Origin of the sequence: Microcoleus sp. PH2017_05_CCC_O_A, assembly GCF_020738785.1 — a bacterium.
Classification (GTDB): Bacteria; Cyanobacteriota; Cyanobacteriia; order Cyanobacteriales; family Microcoleaceae; genus Microcoleus.
Genome location: NZ_JAEQCB010000036.1, coordinates 1 through 17,867 on the forward strand (window position 1 = coordinate 1; position 17,867 = coordinate 17,867).

A 17,867-nucleotide genomic window follows, 5' to 3' on the forward strand; every position below is an offset into this window, starting at 1 on the left:
GGTCAGAGCCTTGCGGAACTCAATCTCTGAAGTCTGGCAGCACCAAAGGTGGCATTGAACTTGCGACACCAAATTGCCGCCGAAGCAAAATCTTCTGAGTTGATGCTGGCAGGAATCACATAGCTTTGAGCACCGCTGTATGACTTGAGTGGCGCGATCGACACATAGTCCCCTTTCTTGATGGGATAGGCTGGGGGAACTGTCGAGCCAATAACATCGGGCGATTTGTGCAAAATCACGACCAAATCAGGACCAGACGTTGAGGTTTGAAATGCTCGATCGAGTTCCAGAATGCGCTCATTCCCTTTCTGGACAATGCGGGCAGTGCCTTTCGTGGCGTGTTCGCCATCGACAAAAGTGCCAGAAGTTAGAACTTTTGCGGGTTGAGCCGTTGCGGGTGTCGTCACTGGCTTAGTTGGAGGGGAAGCTGCCACAGGCGTTGGCATTGTTTCAGAAGTACCGGATGACGCAATAGCAGTTCGATCGCCAGCGGTTTTGATGCAGCCGATCGCAATTGTTGACACAAAGGTAATACTAGCAAAGTTGAAATAGCGGCGTTTCATAAAAAGCTTCCTCCTTAAAGCATTAAACTCCCCGGAAACCGATCGCCGTTGACATTGCCTCGCGAGGACTGGGGTTAACTAATTCTCGATTTATTTTAGCCTCATATAGGTTGCCAATAAAACCCAAGACAATCCCCACAAACAACAAACTTCCCCCTAAATATTGAGCTAAAGTAGGAGCTTCCCCTAAAATTAAATATCCCATAACTATAGCTGCAATTGGATTCAATAAACTGGCTAAATTGAGTTCTGTTGAAGTCGCATTTTTTAAACCAGCCAACCAACATAATTGACCCATGACGACAATAACCGCCGCATAGACTATCATCCATTGCCAAAGAAAAGGAGATAACACTTCTGCAAAATGGTTTGGCCCGTAAAGGAGATTAGCCAATAGGAAAAAAATCACCGTCCCCAGAATATTGCGATAAATTGTAAAAATTCCCAAGGGAATCGATTGTAATTGCAGTTTACCAACGACAGTAGCAATGGAACCAATGATCGCGGCGATTGCCACAAAAAATTCTCCGGTTCCAATTTGAAATCCAGCCATCGTCATCATCGGCCCTGAACTGCCTAAAAAAGCAGTCACTATCACCCCAGCAAAGGAAATTAGAGACCCTGCAATTGACCACGAATTGACCCGCGATCCCAACAGCCAAACACCCAACACCAGGGTTAAAATTGGTTCGATACGCCCAATTAACACGATATTAGTAATATTTGTCTGTCCGAGGGCTTGAAAAATTAACGCTGGAGCGATCGCCCCCGATAAAATACCTGTAATGGTTAAACTAATCCAATCTTTACCAGTCAAAGCTTTCAGAGTCTGCGGTTGCCAATCTTGATGAAAAATTAGAGTCATTAACCCCAAAGCACAGATATTACCCACAAATAAAACATTGCACAGTGAGATGGGATTTCTGCCATCGATCGCATGATTTTGACCAATCTCAACTATTTTTTTAGTAACAGAATTAGAAGTTGCAAAAATCAAAACAGCTATGCCAAGATACATCGGGGCAGGAACTTTCATTAAAATTATATGCACTTTATTGGCAACTTTCATTCTTTTTATTGATGTTGATTTTATAAAATGAATTCAGGCAATAATTCAAAAATTTTAAACGAACCGCGAAGACGCGAAGAACGCGAAAAACCGAAACAGAAGAGAGTTTCACGACTCATTTAAACTATAAAACTTTACATTAAATTAGTTTAAGGTGATGCCTTTTCATAGCCAATTTGGGGAGCAGAATAAATGGAGATAAACACAGCATCTTCACTATTGTCATTCACTGCACCATGAATCTGATTTTTGTCTGCGATCGCAACTTCACCAGCATTCAAGCTTTGGCTTTGACCATTCCCTAAATAATACGTCAAAGCGCCCCGTAGCATCACCCAGGTATCTTGTCCATCCGGGTGACAATGAGCTTCTACAATTTGCCCAGGCTTGACTCCCCAAATAGCGATACTAGCATTTTTAGTCTTAATAATTTCAGTCACCGTAGCAGATTCATCCGAGAAACGCACATCAGCTTCCAGGGGAAAAACTCTTGATTTCATCATTTGAAAATTACCGTTTTATTTGGGTTGCGGACAGGTTTTATTGGTGAAATCACATTGATAAATGTATTGTGATTGCCAATGGAGGGGAATCTCTAGTAAATCTCTTGTACCAGTCATTCCCTGACCGATAAACAGCAGTAGAGCAAAACAATTGAGAATAATATGAGCGGTGCGCCAGCGATTTTGTCTATCCTGATAAATATCTTGGACGATCGCCACTGAAAAAATTATCAATAAAGCGGCTGTCATACCGTAGTAATAATGGGAAATAAACCATTCATTATCTCGACGATAAATTTCGGGTTGAAATCCTAAAACAATCAATCCCATGCCAGTTAAAGTGGCAAAAATGCCTCGCCATAGTTTAACTTTTGCCTTAAATAGTAGCGTGAAAGAAGCAATGCTTAACAGGAAAATGGCGATGACAAAAAAGACTCGAAATGGTTCTTTAGTAAGGGTGTCGTTACTGAGCATTTTTGAAAAAATGGGATAGGCCATTCCCAGTAGGGCAACCCCTACAACTGAGCCGCTCAACCAACTACCGATCGCTACGTGCTCGGAACCTACTACGGGCGGAATTTTACTTTTTTCGCCACCGGCAACTTGCAGACGACGTTGACGGGTGAGTAGGGCGCGATTCACTACAATGCCGATTAAGGGAAAAACCGTAATAATGGCGATCGCCGGATGTAACAATGCAAAGAAGTCTTGAAGTTCCATGTTAAATATCCATTCAATTATATATATCGCGAATTTTCCCTTACTTACACTCAGCAAGGGAACAGGCAAATTACTTCACTTCAGCGGCGGGAAAACTCGCTACTCTCCCTTGTTTCACAGCGACAACAACATCAAAGGTTGCACAGTAAGAGAAGGTAACATTGTTGGCCTTGTTGTAGAGATTGACCACCATGCCTGCCCCACCGGGTTGTACTCCTAATGGTAATAAATCACCATAGAAAAATCGTCGCAATTGGTCGCCACTACCAACTTGTCCTTTACTTTTAGTAATAATCTGGATCTTTTCCTGAACCGTTATTTCCGGGGCTGCTATTGCCGTATTTTGGAATTTTGGCAAAAAGCTATGTACAGCTACATCTCCCGCACTGATAGCGCTAGCAATAGCGAGGGTGGCGAACAGAGGACTGAGGGATTTGAGTTTTAACATCTTCGTTTTTTGGTGAGAATGGTTGATGCGAACATCATCATCTATTTCAATTTTTTTGAGAAGGAGGCATAATAGAATATACTATATGCCATTTTGGAATAGGTACGGTATGGATCGAATTGCCTGTATGCAGACTTTCGTTCGGGCGATCGAAATGAAGAGTTTTTCGGCCGTAGCGCGGGAACAACAGACGACGCAACCGACAATTAGCAAGCAAATCGCCGCTCTGGAAAAATATCTGGGGGTACAATTAATCACTCGTTCAACTACCAACTTGAGTTTGACTGAGGAGGGGAAAAGATACTATCAATACTGTCAGCAAATTTTGGAAACCGTCGCCGAAGCGGAGGCCAGTTTAACAGGAAAAGAACGAGCAACAGGTATTTTGCGATTGGGCTGTCCCGTGCTGTTTGGGGAAATTATGAAACGCTATCCCGATGTCAAGATCGATCTGATGATGGCCGATAGTTTTGTGGACATTGTAGAGAATGGATTAGACCTGTTGATCCGCATTGGTAATCGTCCCGATAGTTCCCTGATTAGCCATCGCATTGGCACGACTCGCCGCGTCACAGTGGCAACAACAGGCTATTTTGAGCAAGCGGGAGAACCTCAAACACCGGATGATTTAGTGGATCGTGATTGTATTGTCTATACGCATCTGTCAACAGGCAATGAATGGCATTTTCAAGGAACAGATGGCACTATCAAGGTGCAAGTTGGGGGTTGTTTTCAAACTAATAGTTCTGTGGCGATTCGAGCAGCAGTGCCGGTCTGGATGTTTGGTGATGAAATTTACCGGGGCGATCTCAAGGTTGTGTTGGAGGATTATCAACCAACTCCGTTACCAATTAATGGGGTATATCGTCGCAGCCGTTTTTATCCAGCAAAAATAACTTGTTTTATTGATTTTTTAGAGGCAGAATTTAAGCTCGATCCGTGGGTTTGAGATTAATTAGTATTCTATTCTCTTCTGGCAATTATAGAAACAAGAACAATTAAGACTAAAAAAGAAAAGGGCTATCCCACCGAATTTTACGGCGATCGATTGGTAATTTTGAAGTCTTGGGTATGACGATCGAGGCACGATCGGTTCCTAAAAATTCTCAACTCCACCTTCTAGTTCATTCAAGTCATCTGCCGTTAAGGGCGATCGAGCGCTATGGCGGACATACAATACATAAACCGTAGTATCTCGAATCGCAAACAAGACCCGGTAAATGTTTTTGGATTTCCCATAAAGTAACTGCCGAACTTCTTCAGGAAAAATCTCGCTTTCAACTGCTAAGCCACAGCGCCGAGGTTTTTCTTGGAGTGTTGCGATTTCATTCATCAAACCTCGAAACCAGCGATCGGCAAAATCGGGATTGCGCTCTCGATACCAGCGGTAGGCTTGCTCAATCTCAGAAGAGGCGATCGGGGTAATTTCAACCTGAAATGTCATATTTCTGCTGCATTTCTTGGACAAAATTTTCGATAGGGCGAGTAAGTCCGGCGTTGAGTTCCTCGAAACCTTGCTGAATACCTGCGATTGTTTCTAATTGATCGATCAGTTGGCGCAGTTTAATTGGATCTATTTTGTTTGGATCGAGAAAGGTGACGAGAACTTGAGAGCGATCGCTAATATCTTGTGGTAGCGAGGCGAGCTGAATCTGCCCATTATGATAAATGCCTTCAATGGTTTTTAGCATGAGTTGCAGTTTGGTTAGTATTAGCTTCTATTCTAGCAAATATCGAAACAATAAAAATTAAGAGTAAAGACTAAAAAAAATAGTGCATCAACCTAACTATTAATTTGGCCGCATAGTTATACCACTACCAGCTCCGCAATCTGTTCCTTGGACTTTCCAGAAAACATCATTGCCTTCCCGTCAGCCTCCATCATGAAGTGATGCCCATTGTCAGTAATAAAGTGCCAAGCGAGTATTCTTTCACCACCGTACTCATTCATAGTATCGCCTGCCGTAACGCGCTCAAGCGTATGGCCGGCTGCATCGCACAAGGCTCGTATCAGTTTCATGTATCTCGGCTCGGCAGCACGGGCCTGGGCGAGCCGGGCCTCGCGATCGGAAATACTCAATGCTCGTCGAGTGACTTCCTGTTGGATTCGATCTTCTGCTACAACAATCAGACCGGGGCGCGCTTTTAACCAGTTAGCATTTAATCGTTCGAGACTCTCCTCTTGTTCGATCGAATAAAAGTTCTCATTTATGCCATTTAGCCTGTCTCTCTCAGCATTTTCGCCGAATAACCCACTCGAAAAGAACGATGCTAACTTTGTCTTTCCTGCTGTAACCAACGCCTCTCCTTTTGCAAAAAGATCGGTATGTTGTGTCGCGCCGATTTGCTGAAGGCCTTCTTTGACTAGCGCAATGACCGCAGGCTTCCACCTTGTGTTATAGACAAACTGAGCAAAACCGCCATTGTTCACCTGCGCGAGGTAGTAATCGACGTAGTAACTGAGGAGTGCGTGGTGAGAAATTTCTGAGGGATTCAGAAGCTCTTCAAATAGTGCATTCACAAAGTCAATATTTGATTGGATCGTCGCGCGGATATCATCGCTCTTCATGCTTTCCGCCGATACCACGACAGCATCTTTCGATCCTACTATATCCTCACTCATTTTTTCGTCCCCCTATTGGGCTATAACTTTCTAGCTGAGTACCAACAAACTTTGCATTGAAGGTTAGATTCTCATCTTCCAACAGCTACAATCAAAATGCTATCCTATCTATTATCGCCGATCGCTGCTTCTTGGAAAGTTGAGCGAATTAACTTCCGAACGCAGACCAAGACTTCTGGAAACCCTATCAGCGTTCATCTGTGTTTATCTGCTGATATCTGCGGTTAAAAACTCCCCATTTAAATAATTTGTTTTAAGAAGTATAGTCCCGCACGCATAAATACCAAAGAAACCGGGTTTTTCACAAGTTTTAAAGATTATGATGCAGTATTTTAGTAAAACAACCCGGTTTCTGCCTCCAAGATTAAAGTATATAGAAAACCCCCAAACCCGATTTTTAAACTGAGTTTGGGGGTTTTCGTTTTATCAGCAGCAGCCTTAGCCACCAACGAAGGTACAGAATCCCGCAATCTTGCCGTCAACTGAACAGTCGTCGCATCATAAACCTGAGTCAACATCTTCGGATACAAACCAATGCCAATAATCGGCACTAAAAGCGCAGCAATAATAAACACTTCTCGCGGTTCCGCATCCACCAATTCTTCGTGTTCCACCAATTCCTTATTCTCAGAACCGTAGAAGATTTCCCGCAGCATCGACAGCAGGTAAATCGGAGTCAAAATTACGCCGACAGCCGCCAAAAATACCACGCAAACCTTGAACACCGGATTGTAAGCGTCGCTGGTTGCAAAACCTACAAATACCATCAATTCTGCGACAAAACCGCTCATTCCCGGCAAGGCTAAAGAAGCCATAGAGCAAGCTGTCCACATCGCGAAAACTTTGCGCATTTTCTTGCCTACTCCGCCCATTTCGTCGAGCATGAGCGTGTGCGTGCGATCGTAAGTGCAGCCTACCATAAAGAACAAACTCGCCCCGATCAAACCGTGGGAAACCATTTGCAGCATGGCGCCGCTAGTTCCCAAATCGGTAAACGAAGCTATCCCAATCAGCACAAACCCCATGTGCGAAATCGAAGAATAAGCAATTTTGCGCTTCAAGTTGCGCTGAGCAAAGGAGGTTAAGGCGGCGTAAACAATGTTTACTACACCCAAAATTACTAAGAGGGGTGCGAAGGTAGCGTGAGCATCGGGGAGCATTCCCGCATTCATCCGCAGTAAGGCGTAGCCGCCCATTTTCAGCAGAATTCCTGCTAGCAACATATGGGCGGGTGCGGTTGCTTCGCCGTGGGCGTCTGGGAGCCAAGTGTGCAGGGGGAAAATTGGCAGTTTGACGCCGTAGGCTATTAAGAAACCTGTGTACAAGAGCAATTCTACATTGGGGGCGAATTCTTTGGCTGCGATCGCCCGCATATCGAAAGTCACTGTATCGCCATAAAACGCCATTGTCAGGGCGCCAACCAAAATAAACAGCGAACCGCCTGCGGTGTAAAGGATAAACTTAGTTGCTGCGTAGAGGCGCTTTTTGCCGCCCCAGATTGACAAAATCAGGTAAATCGGGACTAATTCTAGTTCCCAAACCAGGAAAAACAGCAACATATCCTGTACGGCAAAAACTGCGATTTGCCCGCCGTACATTGTCAGCATCAAAAAGTAAAATAGCTTTGGTTTAAGTGTGACTGGCCAAGCTGCTAAAGTCGCCAGGGTAGTAATAAAACCTGTCAGCAAAATCAACGGCATTGACAAACCGTCAGCACCGACTGACCAATTTAAATCAAGTTGCTGCACCCAAGTATAACTTTCTACCAGTTGCAAGTCTGGATTGCTGAAGTCGTACTGAGTGCAAAAAGCGTAAACAAGTAGGGCAAAATCGATCAAACCCACAATTAGTGCATACCACCGCACCGTCTTGCCATCCTTATCGGGAATCAAAGGAATTAGCAATGCCGCAGCAATGGGAAACAGAATTGTTGTTGTTAACCAGGGAAAGTTAGCTGTATCCATTGCGTTTTAAAATTATCCATCAATTATTAGGTTTAAACACATTTTGGCGATTTTGGTCTAAATTTTATACTTTCTTTATACGAAACAATTCTTTTTGTAATGTTTGCGACGATTTGTGCGATCGCACAATTTGAGTTTAATCAAAGATTTATTTCTATTGGCTAATTGTCAATTCTGAGTTATTGAGCTAATACCCGTTCTTAAAATATCTTCTGGTGGGAAATGGCAATGCCCTTCTTCGTGTCAACTTAAGCTGTCAGTCCACCAGGGAATTCATATCGTTTCCGGTTGGATCGGAATGATTTAACCACAGAGAACGCAGAGAACACAGAGGGAGATAAGAGAGATGAATACAGGACGATGAAGAGTGGATATGATATCATTCCCTGTCGGACTCTCGGTTTTACCTTAAGTTGAGACTCACAGGCAATGCCGTTGCCCTACCCGGAGGAGACGGCATTGCCGTTGCCCTACCCGGAGGACACGGCAATGCCGTTTCCCTACAGATTTAACCTACTCCAGAAACGATCGCAAAACCCAGAACTGCGACAAACACAATCAGGGCATAAAATTGAGCGCGACCGTTTTCAAAGTATTTCAAACCTTCGCCCGTAACCAGGGTGAGAAACCCTGTCAGGTTGACGATACCATCGACGACTCGCAAATCCACTTCCATGACTTGCCGCGCTAAACGGCGGCTGCCTTTGACGAAGAGAACCTCGTTGATATCGTCGAGATACCACTTGTTGAGGGAGAACTCGTAAAGTGGTTTGATTTTTTGGGCGATCGCACCAGCATCGATTTTCCGGCTCAAATACATCAGGGAAGCCAAAGTAATGCCCAACAAGGCAATACCTACAGAGCTCCCACCCATGATTAGAAATTCCGTCAAATCGAACTCAGCGGCGTGTGCCAAAACTTCTTCCAGAGACTCCCCGGGCGCGCGGACAAACTGCTCGAAATAATTGGCAAACGGTGTACCGAGAAAACCGATAAACACAGAAGGTACAGCCAACAACACTAACGGCAAAGCCATTGTCAGCGGAGACTCGTGAGGAAAATGGTCGTGTGCGTCATGGCCTTCACCAGTCGTGGCCAATTCCTTAATGTTCATCGCCCCAGGGCCGAATACCAAACCTGGTTGCAGAAGTTGCTGTTTGATGGCGTTGTTATTGCCCCGGAATTCGCCCTCAAAGGTGCTGAAATACATCCGAAACATATAAAACGCGGTCATCCCCGCAGTCACCCAACTCACAGCCCACAGAGCGGGATTTGCATGGAAAGCTTGGGCGAGGATTTCGTCTTTTGACCAGAAACCTGCAAAGGGCGGAATGCCACAGATTGCTAAGTTTCCGATTAAAAAGCAAGTAGCGGTAATCGGCATATATTTCCGCAAGCCGCCCATGACTCTCATGTCTTGAGCGAGGGCGGGGTTGTGCCCGACGACATCTTCCATGCCGTGAATGACTGAACCCGAACACAGGAACAGCATTGCTTTGAAGTAAGCGTGGGTCATTAGGTGGAAGAGTCCGGCACTGTAGGCGCCGACTCCCATTGCCATCACCATGTAGCCCAATTGGGAGATGGTGGAGTAGGCTAAGCCTTTTTTGATGTCATTTTGGGTAATTGCGATCGAAGCACCCATGAATGCTGTAAAACAGCCGGTGCAGGCGATCAAATTCATGACTGCGGGCAGTCCTTCAAATACTGGGTACATCCGAGCGATCAGGAAGACGCCGGCTGCTACCATTGTCGCGGCGTGGATTAGGGCTGAAATTGGTGTCGGGCCTTCCATTGCGTCTGGAAGCCAGACGTGGAGAGGGAATTGAGCTGATTTGGCTGCTGGGCCCAAAAATATCAGGACTCCGAAGATGGTTGCGAGAGTTGCGCTCAAAGCACCGGATTCGACTAGGGAGTGCAGCCGTTCGCCCATCACGTCAAATTCAAAGCTGCCGGTGGCCCAGTAAATGCCTAGGATGCCTAGCAGCAAGCCGAAGTCGCCGACGCGGTTGGTGACGAAGGCTTTTTGGCAGGCGTCTGCTGCTGGTTTGCGATCGTACCAAAATCCGACTAGCAGGTACGAACACATACCTACCAGTTCCCAGAAAATGTAAATCTGAACGATGTTCGGGCTGATTACTAGACCTAGCATTGAGGCGCTGAAGATGCTCAGGTAGGCGTAAAATCTCACGTACCCGTCATCGTGTGCCATGTAGCCGTCGGTGTAAATCATCACCAAAAAGGCGACCGTGGTGACGATCGCCAGCATTACCGACGTGAGGGGGTCGATGATATAGCCCATGTTCAGCGAGAAGTCCCCAGCAGAGGCCCACTGAATGGTTCGGGTGTAGGGTGCGTGGCCCTGTAGTTGACTCCACAGCAATGCGAAAGACATTACCGCTGACCCTCCGAGGGTCGAAAGGATTAAAATCGCATTCGCTTGTCGGAGTTTGTTGGTTGCCTGGTTAAAGGTGATTAAGCCTAAACCTACTAGCATTGCGCCTGCCAGTGGCAGGACTGGAATCAGCCAGGCGTATTGATAAAGCGGTTCCATGACTGATAGGTAGTTTAAAGTTTCTACTAGATATTGCCAAAACTGTTAATAATTGTGACACACGCTTGCGCGACTGGGCAGAAAGACTCTCTACAATTCTTAAGTATTGCCGATCGACAATCCTTAAGAATTGCTGCTTGTGTTGGCGATCGATCTAGTTCGCCTTAAATCTATGCCAAAAGATAGATAGACAAATGTCGCAGCCCTGTGATTCCAAGACTGCGACATTGATTTTGGATCGGATGGTCGATCGATAAATCGGGAATTCCCAATGCTTTCTACGCAAGAGGCGAATGCTTTGTGACGCTCCCACACTAATTGCAAGCAATATAGTTTGGGCATCTGAGTCCTGTTAAGGATATCAAGATCTTCCTTCGGGGTACTCCAATTTGTTTCCCTCTACAGCATTTTCAAGTGAGGAACACGTCCAGCCCCACTGTCTGTCTAATTATATCGAAGATTGTCCATTTCAGTGATGATGGCCTAAGAGCCCTACGGGATTGGTCAACCACCCCACCTCAATCAACCTAGCTTTCATCCCACACCAATCTGTAAACGATATAGTGTGGGGATTCCCGCCGATCTAGCTAAACAAGAGCCCAATGCTTTTGAAATGTTACCTGTTCAATGCTTCCTGAGGTTGTAAGCGTTGAGTCTGGGGAGAATTCTGAGTGGCGAGCATCCAGGAATCCAGAGTGCGTCGCAGTTCCTCGCGACCTTGATAATTTTCAAATCTAAATAGAACTTGATCGCCCTCAAACAAAATCAGTGTGGGCAGACTGCTCAGTCGGTAAGTATTTGCCAACTTCAAACTTTGATCGGCATTCACCCCTAGGAGCTTGACTTTTCCTGCCCACTGTGCTTCAAAACTTGTAAGCGTGGGGTCGATCGCGCGGCACAAACCGCACCAAGGTGCCCAAAAGTGAACTAAAACGGGGGTAGAGGCTTGAAATACCTCTTGTGCAAAAGTGCGTTCGCTAACCGACAACACCATGATCCCTCAAAATTTAATAATTTTTTTTCTATCCTAGGGATCATGCTACCAGTATATGTTCGCAGTGACACGCATCAGAAAAGGATGAATTTTCCACAGCAGGCCTGTAAAAATGACTACGCCTAGGTAGGAAGGGCGCAGGAACTCAAGCAAGTCAAGGGTTTGACGCTTTTGCAGGATTGCCAAAAATGGAATAATTGAGGTTTGAGATTTGATGGTTTCAAAGGATTCGCCAAAACGAGCCCGCAGTCGGCTGTCGCCGTGCCACACTCCGAACAGGTGGTGAAGTATCAAACCGATGGAAGTGACGAGGGTAAAGCTAGTGCCAATCCAGAGGGTGTGGGCTACGCACCAAATCACCTGTCCCACCATTTGCGGGTGACGGGTAATGCGAATGATCCCGGCTTGGTAGAGGTGAACTTCCGGCTTTTGGATGGCGGCAATTTCTAGGAGGTTGAAGGTTGCTGGGTACAGAAACAGAAAGGAAATTGCCGACAGTATCCAAACCACTGGTTTAACTCCGGGCGCGCCCTGTACTTGCCAAAGTTGCACGCCGTCGTAGCGGTGGTTGAAAAAGTAGACAACCAAAATCACCGCCAGCGGCAAACTGACAAGGGCAAACAAAACGCGGTAAAGTCTCGGCCCGATCAGCTTTTCACCTTTGGGGCGGAGGGCTGCTAAACCGCTGTGGGCGATCGCAAAACCAAATAAAAGTCCGAGAATAACTAAGTGGGAGTCAAGCGCTAAGTCGATCGTCATTGCAAATATTAAGAAAAGTTATTGATTCGCGGCCAAATTGTGTCACAAAGTATCTATGGGAGCAATTGTCAGTTGACGGTTGGCAGTTGTTAGTTGTTAGTTGTTAGTTGTTAGTTGTCAGTTGTTAGTTCTCAGCAGTCAACCGTCAACTCTCAACTGCTTTCCTGACAACCGTCAACCGTCAACCGTCAACCGTCAACTCTCAACTGCCAAATGCCAACTGCCAAATGCCAACTGCCCACTGCCCACTGACAACTGCTTTCCTGACAACTGACAACCGCTTTCCTGACAATTTAGATATATGTCTGACCTTCCTTTCACTTTAGACCAGTTACGCATTCTCAAGGCGATCGCCTCTGAAGGAAGCTTCAAACGCGCCGCCGACAGCCTCTACGTATCCCAGCCAGCAGTTAGCTTGCAAGTGCAGAACCTAGAGAGACAGTTGGACGTGCCGCTGTTCGATCGGGGGGGGCGGCGGGCTCAACTGACCGAAGCCGGACACCTGCTGCTGAGTTACGGCGAGAAAATTTTATCGCTTTGTCAAGAAACTTGTCGAGCTCTCGAAGACTTGCAAAATCTCCAAGGCGGTACTTTGATCGTCGGCGCTTCTCAAACCACGGGGACATACTTGCTACCCCGAATGATTGGGATGTTTCGGCAAAAGTACCCCGATGTAGCGGTACAGCTTCACGTGCATTCGACCCGCCGCACGGCGTGGAGTGTGGCCAACGGGCAAATCGATTTGGCAATTGTTGGCGGAGAAATCCCTACCGAACTTGTAGAAGCTTTAGAAATTGTTCCTTACGCTGAGGACGAACTGGCTCTAATTCTCCCTCCGTCTCACCCGATGGTACAACAAGAAAGCATCGAAAAAGAAGACCTTTATAAATTGCAGTTTATTTCCCTCGATTCGCAGTCTACTATCCGCAAAGTCATCGATCAGGTACTGACTCGCTGCGGCATTGACACGCGCCGCCTGAAAATCGAGATGGAGCTCAATTCCATCGAAGCCATTAAAAATGCTGTTCAGTCCGGGTTGGGCGCTGCTTTTGTGTCGGTTTCGGCGATCGAAAAAGAGTTGATGATGGGCGTCTTGCACAAATCTAAAATGGACGAAGTTTTGGTAACTCGAATTTTGTCGCTGATTTACAACCCCAACCGCTACCGTTCTAAAGCAGCAGAGGCTTTCAGCAATGAAATTTTGCCAACATTTGCTACTTATTCGAGTACCCAGGAAAAGAAAGAACCTCCGGCGATCGATTTGGGACTGATAGAAATAGCAACTCCCAACTCAGGGGGAAGTTGATTTATTAAGTTGCTGGCCCTCAGCAGTTCGCGCGTAGTTTAGAGATTAAAATCTGGTTTGATAATCCCTGGTAAAATTAGCAAATTGGGAATCGCGAATCGCGAATCGAGAATCGGTAATATCATGTCCGAGCGATGGCTTATATTTATTGCGAGTGCGAGCGTCTATAGCGAACGAGCGAGACGCTCGCACTGAAATGATAACTGATTAACCGGACATGATATAATTGGCTTTTTTGATGCCAAAACCTAATACCAAAACTAGATTAAAGAGGGTAAAATAAACTGGAATTGGTATTAAAAAGTTTAACTGCCTAGAATTAGGAATTAAACCAATTACCAATTACCAATTACCAATTACCAATTACCAATTACCAATTACCAATTACCAATTACCAATTACCAATTACCAATTACCAATTACCAATTAATGCCCAATGCCCAATGCCCAATGCCCGATGACCAATGCCCTATGACCAATGCCCAATGCCCAATGCCCGATGACCAATGCCCTATGACCAATTAGCAAACCAAAATGGAAGTTTACTGCACCCGCCCGGGCTGCCCGCGCCCTCAAAACAATTTTTCTGACCTCGATGACAGTTCCCTGCTGAAAACGGTGCAGCAAAGGTATTGCAAGGCCTGTGGAATGCCCCTAATTTTGAGCGGGCGCTATTTGCCAGTCAGGTTGCTGGGTCAAGGCGGTTTTGGGGCGGCATTTTTGGCCAGAGACCGCTATACTCCGGCGATGCGGCAGTGCGTTGCTAAACTTTTGCAGCCGTCGGTAAATATGACTCCGGCACAGCTAAAAATCGCTCAAACTCTGTTTGAACGGGAAGCAGCGGTGCTGGAAGAATTGGGAAACGAACATTCGCAAATTCCGAGTTTGCTGGCGTTTTTTGAGCTGACTGTTCCGAGTTTGCAGCCTGGTAAAAACGATCAGTTTTTCTATCTGGTTCAAGAATTTATTGACGGTCACAATTTGGAGGAAGAACTTGCTGTTAAAGGCAAGTTTTCGGAAGCGGAAACGATGGAGGTGCTGCGGGAAATTTTGAAGGTTCTCGATTTTGTACACTCGCGCGGTTCGATTCACCGGGATATTAAGCCTGCTAATATTATGCGGGCTAAAAGTGGTCGGCTTTATTTATTAGATTTTGGGGCTGTCAAACAGGTGACGCAAACTGCGGGTGCTTCTAAGGCTTCGACTGGTATTTATTCTTTGGGTTATGCTCCGCCCGAACAGATGAACGGACAAGAGGTTTATCCCGCAACGGATTTTTATGCTTTGGCTGTGACTTGCATTACTTTGCTCAGCGGTTTGCAGCCGACGGAATTGTTTGATAGTTATGAAAATGAGTGGAATTGGCGATCGCACGTACAGGTAAGCCCGCGTTTGGCTGAAGTTCTCGATCGAATGTTGTTACCGGCTCCCAGCCAGCGCTATCAATCGGCGATCGAGGTGGAAGCGGCTCTGAAATACAATTCTCAACAGCCTACGATGGTGGTGCAGCCGCCTCCCCAACCCACTCCGACCCCCCAACCAACTCAGCAGCCTCCTGTGCCTCCTGTGGTGGCGACTCCTCCGGGAAACCTGCAATCTGGGCCGCGAAGGGCTTTTTCGATTTGGGATATTTTGGGTGGGGCTGCGTTTACGGGTTTTGAAGGGGGGTTGCTGGCGATCGCCCTGACGAGTTTGCTACCGAATCCAGGCGTGAGTATCGGATTGTTGGGGATGATTGTCGGGGGGCTAATTTTCGGCCAGTACCGCAGGGCGATCGAGCAAACTGAGATGCTGATTATTAGTGCAGGTACTCTGGCTGTACTGTGGTTTTTCCCGGCTTTGCGCGCTGCTGTTACGATTTATCCAAATTCTCCTTTCACAGGCGTGTTGTTTGTGGGATGGTTGGCTGCTTTAGGGGCGATCGCGGCAACAGCTATTTTTCGCTTAATTTATAAGTTACTTTCTAATATTTTTTAAGCCTCGCGGTACTCCCGCATTCTCGATCGCACTTCTTGCCTTATTGTAAACTTTTATTACAATTTTAACTTTGTAGCTTTAGATACAGAAATATCTAGTATAGTTATAAATAGGAACAAAAAGCAGCCCAAGATCGATCGAGGAAAACGGAGGAACCGGATATGTCTACCGAAAATCAAGCCCGCTCTCTGATGATGCGCCACCACCAAATGGTGAAGAACCGGCAGCAATCCATGCTCAACCGCACCGCCAGCGAAGTCGGAATGGAAAATACTCACTACTGGGGCCACATTCAAGGCAAGCCGCAGCCCAGCCTTCAAGCCAGTTACGATCGCAGCAACGCCACCATGAGCTAAGGCAAAGCTCAATTAATTTCCCCAATTGCCCGCAAACCTATTACCTACATTTGGAGAAAACCAGTGATGTCTACCCAACAACAAGCGCGCAGTCTGATGATGCGCCACCAACACCTCATCAAAAACCGTCAGGAATCTATGCTCAGCCGCGCGGCTGCTGAAGTTGGTTTAGATATTGGTTCTGCGGCGAGTGTCGATCGCAAATAACTCGTTTTTTCAACAGCGAGACAGTTGAATCGAGTCTGTTGTTTGCCAGCTAAAAATTAATAATGACAGTTACAAAACCGTCGCGACTTGTTCTTGAGTTAGATCTCTACAGAATAAGTCGCGATTAGTTTTAGGGAATTGATTTAACACAAATAATGAAATATAATAGACCTCTTGCAAAAATAGTTAGGACGGGCTAGAAGCCCATCCCACAAAAATCTTTTTTCTTGTGGGATGGGCTTCTAGCCCGTCCCAAAATTTCTAATATTGCTCAACTATATTTTCATATCGTTTCCGGTTGCATCGGAATGATTTAACCACAGAGGCCGCAGAGAACACAGAGAGAGAATAGAGAGATTAATAATTCCAATGCTACAGGATTTGAGATCGCGCATCGGGGAAAGAACGATTAAACGACAAAAAAACAACTCATTGATTCGTCATTTGTTGGCAATCTAAAATCTAAAATCTAAAATCTAAAATCTAAAATGATATAATCCCCTCTCAATAGAATAGAACGCTCTAGGGAGGTCATCATGTCGGACTGGAAGGAAATTGGCGGCGGAGTTACAGCACCGAGAGGATATCGAGCATCGGGAATTACAGCGGGTTTGAAGCCTTCTGGCTTGCCGGATTTAAGTTTAATTTTGTCAGAGGTGGACGCGATCGCCGCGGGAGTCTTCACCACATCCACAGTCCGGGCTGCTTGCGTGGACTACTGCCGCCAGCGCTTGCAAGCTAAACCCAGCGCCAAAGCAATTTTGTGCAATGCCGGACAAGCAAATGCTGCTACTGGCGAATTAGGTTTAGCAGATGCCCTCGAAAGCGCGAAATTGTTGGGCGAAGCGCTGAATATTCCTTCAGAATCGATTCTTTTGGCATCCACTGGCGTGATCGGGCAGCGGATTAAAATGGAGCCGCTGAGGGCGGGAATTCCGCGATTGGTTGCTGAGGCCTCGGAAACTGGTTCTGATGCGGCTGCTAAGGCTATTTGTACGACTGATTTAGTGCCGAAAACGATCGCCCTGGAAACCATGTTTGGCGATCGTCCCGTGCGTATCGGCGGCATTTGCAAAGGTTCGGGAATGATTCACCCGAATATGGCAACAATGCTGGCATTTGTAACGTGTGATGCAGCAGTGTCGTCACATTTGTGGCAGGAAATGCTGACTCGGGCGGCAAACAGAAGTTTCAATCAAATTACTGTTGACGGCGATACCAGTACCAACGATTCGCTAATTGCTTTGACTAACGGCCAATCCCGCACGCCTGCGATTACAGAAATGGGGGCGGATGCTGAAAAATTAGAGGCGATGCTAACAGAAGTTTGCGTGCATTTGGCAAAGGCGATCGCCCGTGACGGCGAAGGTGCAACTTGTTTGGTGGAAGTACAAGTTAGTGGCGCCGCCGACGAAGTTTCTGCGAGTAAAATTGCCAAAACAATCGTCGGTTCTTCTTTGGTGAAAGCTGCTATTTTTGGACGCGATCCGAATTGGGGAAGAATTGCGGCGGCGGCGGGGCGCGCGGGCGTTGCTTTTGAACAAGAGAATTTGCGGATTCAATTGGGAGATTTTTTGATGATGGAAAACGGACAGCCGAAGGAGTTCGATAAATCTGCTGCGAGTAATTATATGAAGGCTGCTGCTGCTGGTGAATATCTGAAGGAAGACACGGTTTTAATTCAGGTTGCTGTCGGGAATGGCGGCGGTTTCGCGAAGGCTTGGGGATGCGATTTGAGTTACGACTACGTGAAGATTAATGCGGAGTATACGACTTAAGGGCGATCGTAATTTCAGAAGCCCGGGCGGTTGCAAACTGCGCCTG

18 protein-coding genes and 1 pseudogene are annotated in these 17,867 nt (G+C 46.3%); 6 read left to right on the forward strand and 13 right to left on the reverse strand.

Annotation, left to right across the window (positions count from 1 at the left end):
* Positions 1 to 2: 2 nt before the first annotated feature.
* The 5 genes from JGK20_RS10570 to JGK20_RS10590 all read right to left on the reverse strand — a co-directional run bounded on the left by JGK20_RS10570 (position 3) and on the right by JGK20_RS10590 (position 3,303).
* Positions 3 to 563, reverse strand: a complete 561-nt coding sequence (locus tag JGK20_RS10570; RefSeq protein ID WP_293230343.1) for a DM13 domain-containing protein — start codon at positions 561 to 563, stop codon at positions 3 to 5.
* A 22-nt stretch (positions 564 to 585) separates the two neighbouring features.
* Positions 586 to 1,632 (reverse strand): DMT family transporter, encoded by a 1,047-nt coding sequence (locus tag JGK20_RS10575; protein WP_293230345.1) that lies wholly within the window; start codon positions 1,630 to 1,632, stop codon positions 586 to 588.
* Between the two features lie 149 nt (positions 1,633 to 1,781).
* Positions 1,782 to 2,135 (reverse strand): cupin domain-containing protein, encoded by a 354-nt coding sequence (locus JGK20_RS10580; RefSeq protein WP_293192196.1) that lies wholly within the window; start codon positions 2,133 to 2,135, stop codon positions 1,782 to 1,784.
* Positions 2,136 to 2,150: 15 nt separating this feature from the next.
* Positions 2,151 to 2,855, reverse strand: a complete 705-nt coding sequence (locus JGK20_RS10585) for a DUF4079 domain-containing protein (RefSeq protein WP_293230347.1) — start codon at positions 2,853 to 2,855, stop codon at positions 2,151 to 2,153.
* Positions 2,856 to 2,925: 70 nt separating this feature from the next.
* Positions 2,926 to 3,303: a hypothetical protein gene (locus JGK20_RS10590; protein ID WP_293182542.1), complete on the reverse strand. Its 378-nt coding sequence runs from the start codon at positions 3,301 to 3,303 to the stop codon at positions 2,926 to 2,928.
* 85 nt (positions 3,304 to 3,388) lie between these two features.
* Between JGK20_RS10590 and JGK20_RS10595 the strand changes: the two genes are divergently transcribed.
* A complete protein-coding gene (locus JGK20_RS10595; protein ID WP_293230349.1) occupies positions 3,389 to 4,252 on the forward strand; it encodes a LysR family transcriptional regulator in 864 nt (287 codons plus the stop codon).
* Between the two features lie 147 nt (positions 4,253 to 4,399).
* On the opposite strand, the gene JGK20_RS10600 is transcribed toward JGK20_RS10595, so the two are convergent.
* From JGK20_RS10600 to JGK20_RS10635, 8 genes and pseudogenes are all read right to left on the reverse strand, one after another.
* A complete protein-coding gene (locus JGK20_RS10600; protein ID WP_293213039.1) occupies positions 4,400 to 4,747 on the reverse strand; it encodes a type II toxin-antitoxin system RelE/ParE family toxin in 348 nt (115 codons plus the stop codon).
* Positions 4,731 to 4,994, reverse strand: a complete 264-nt coding sequence (locus tag JGK20_RS10605) for a hypothetical protein (protein WP_293192209.1) — start codon at positions 4,992 to 4,994, stop codon at positions 4,731 to 4,733. Before JGK20_RS10605 ends, JGK20_RS10600 begins: the two co-directional genes overlap by 17 nt.
* A 116-nt stretch (positions 4,995 to 5,110) precedes the next feature.
* Positions 5,111 to 5,926, reverse strand: a complete 816-nt coding sequence (locus tag JGK20_RS10610) for a DUF4375 domain-containing protein (RefSeq protein ID WP_293213041.1) — start codon at positions 5,924 to 5,926, stop codon at positions 5,111 to 5,113.
* 425 nt (positions 5,927 to 6,351) lie between these two features.
* Positions 6,352 to 7,890 (reverse strand): annotated as a pseudogene (locus JGK20_RS10615) (NAD(P)H-quinone oxidoreductase subunit 4); the annotation flags it as partial.
* Positions 7,891 to 8,398: 508 nt separating this feature from the next.
* Positions 8,399 to 10,444: an NAD(P)H-quinone oxidoreductase subunit 5 gene (locus JGK20_RS10620; protein WP_293230355.1), complete on the reverse strand. Its 2,046-nt coding sequence runs from the start codon at positions 10,442 to 10,444 to the stop codon at positions 8,399 to 8,401.
* A 123-nt stretch (positions 10,445 to 10,567) separates the two neighbouring features.
* Positions 10,568 to 10,786, reverse strand: a complete 219-nt coding sequence (locus JGK20_RS10625) for a hypothetical protein (RefSeq protein ID WP_293182564.1) — start codon at positions 10,784 to 10,786, stop codon at positions 10,568 to 10,570.
* A gap of 274 nt (positions 10,787 to 11,060) precedes the next feature.
* Positions 11,061 to 11,438, reverse strand: coding sequence for a thioredoxin domain-containing protein (locus tag JGK20_RS10630; protein WP_293230357.1), 378 nt, complete (start codon positions 11,436 to 11,438; stop codon positions 11,061 to 11,063).
* A gap of 45 nt (positions 11,439 to 11,483) precedes the next feature.
* Positions 11,484 to 12,197 (reverse strand): NnrU family protein, encoded by a 714-nt coding sequence (locus JGK20_RS10635; protein ID WP_293182568.1) that lies wholly within the window; start codon positions 12,195 to 12,197, stop codon positions 11,484 to 11,486.
* 301 nt (positions 12,198 to 12,498) lie between these two features.
* Between JGK20_RS10635 and JGK20_RS10640 the strand changes: the two genes are divergently transcribed.
* The 5 genes from JGK20_RS10640 to argJ all read left to right on the forward strand — a co-directional run bounded on the left by JGK20_RS10640 (position 12,499) and on the right by argJ (position 17,821).
* Positions 12,499 to 13,503, forward strand: a complete 1,005-nt coding sequence (locus JGK20_RS10640; protein WP_293182570.1) for a LysR family transcriptional regulator — start codon at positions 12,499 to 12,501, stop codon at positions 13,501 to 13,503.
* A gap of 534 nt (positions 13,504 to 14,037) precedes the next feature.
* Positions 14,038 to 15,480, forward strand: a complete 1,443-nt coding sequence (locus JGK20_RS10645) for a serine/threonine-protein kinase (protein ID WP_293230360.1) — start codon at positions 14,038 to 14,040, stop codon at positions 15,478 to 15,480.
* A 161-nt stretch (positions 15,481 to 15,641) separates the two neighbouring features.
* Positions 15,642 to 15,836 (forward strand): hypothetical protein, encoded by a 195-nt coding sequence (locus JGK20_RS10650; RefSeq protein ID WP_293183210.1) that lies wholly within the window; start codon positions 15,642 to 15,644, stop codon positions 15,834 to 15,836.
* A gap of 66 nt (positions 15,837 to 15,902) precedes the next feature.
* Positions 15,903 to 16,043, forward strand: coding sequence for a hypothetical protein (locus JGK20_RS10655; RefSeq protein ID WP_293192263.1), 141 nt, complete (start codon positions 15,903 to 15,905; stop codon positions 16,041 to 16,043).
* A 536-nt stretch (positions 16,044 to 16,579) separates the two neighbouring features.
* Positions 16,580 to 17,821, forward strand: a complete 1,242-nt coding sequence (gene argJ, locus JGK20_RS10660; RefSeq protein ID WP_293192225.1) for a bifunctional ornithine acetyltransferase/N-acetylglutamate synthase — start codon at positions 16,580 to 16,582, stop codon at positions 17,819 to 17,821.
* The last annotated feature ends 46 nt before the right edge of the window (positions 17,822 to 17,867 follow it).

Excerpts from the sequence above, each read along its gene's own strand:
- JGK20_RS10575 (WP_293230345.1), bottom strand. The coding sequence starts at position 1,632 with ATGAAAGTTGCCAATAAAGTGCATATAATTTTAATGAAAGTTCCTGCC.
- argJ (WP_293192225.1), top strand. The coding sequence starts at position 16,580 with ATGTCGGACTGGAAGGAAATTGGCGGCGGAGTTACAGCACCGAGAGGA.
- JGK20_RS10580 (WP_293192196.1), bottom strand. The coding sequence starts at position 2,135 with ATGATGAAATCAAGAGTTTTTCCCCTGGAAGCTGATGTGCGTTTCTCG.
- JGK20_RS10630 (WP_293230357.1), bottom strand. The coding sequence starts at position 11,438 with ATGGTGTTGTCGGTTAGCGAACGCACTTTTGCACAAGAGGTATTTCAA.
- JGK20_RS10625 (WP_293182564.1), bottom strand. The coding sequence starts at position 10,786 with ATGCCCAAACTATATTGCTTGCAATTAGTGTGGGAGCGTCACAAAGCA.
- JGK20_RS10595 (WP_293230349.1), top strand. The coding sequence starts at position 3,389 with ATGCCATTTTGGAATAGGTACGGTATGGATCGAATTGCCTGTATGCAG.
- JGK20_RS10650 (WP_293183210.1), top strand. The coding sequence starts at position 15,642 with ATGTCTACCGAAAATCAAGCCCGCTCTCTGATGATGCGCCACCACCAA.
- JGK20_RS10590 (WP_293182542.1), bottom strand. The coding sequence starts at position 3,303 with ATGTTAAAACTCAAATCCCTCAGTCCTCTGTTCGCCACCCTCGCTATT.
- JGK20_RS10610 (WP_293213041.1), bottom strand. The coding sequence starts at position 5,926 with ATGAGTGAGGATATAGTAGGATCGAAAGATGCTGTCGTGGTATCGGCG.
- JGK20_RS10640 (WP_293182570.1), top strand. The coding sequence starts at position 12,499 with ATGTCTGACCTTCCTTTCACTTTAGACCAGTTACGCATTCTCAAGGCG.
- JGK20_RS10655 (WP_293192263.1), top strand. The coding sequence starts at position 15,903 with ATGTCTACCCAACAACAAGCGCGCAGTCTGATGATGCGCCACCAACAC.
- JGK20_RS10635 (WP_293182568.1), bottom strand. The coding sequence starts at position 12,197 with ATGACGATCGACTTAGCGCTTGACTCCCACTTAGTTATTCTCGGACTT.
- JGK20_RS10600 (WP_293213039.1), bottom strand. The coding sequence starts at position 4,747 with ATGACATTTCAGGTTGAAATTACCCCGATCGCCTCTTCTGAGATTGAG.
- JGK20_RS10645 (WP_293230360.1), top strand. The coding sequence starts at position 14,038 with ATGGAAGTTTACTGCACCCGCCCGGGCTGCCCGCGCCCTCAAAACAAT.
- JGK20_RS10620 (WP_293230355.1), bottom strand. The coding sequence starts at position 10,444 with ATGGAACCGCTTTATCAATACGCCTGGCTGATTCCAGTCCTGCCACTG.
- JGK20_RS10585 (WP_293230347.1), bottom strand. The coding sequence starts at position 2,855 with ATGGAACTTCAAGACTTCTTTGCATTGTTACATCCGGCGATCGCCATT.
- JGK20_RS10570 (WP_293230343.1), bottom strand. The coding sequence starts at position 563 with ATGAAACGCCGCTATTTCAACTTTGCTAGTATTACCTTTGTGTCAACA.
- JGK20_RS10605 (WP_293192209.1), bottom strand. The coding sequence starts at position 4,994 with ATGCTAAAAACCATTGAAGGCATTTATCATAATGGGCAGATTCAGCTC.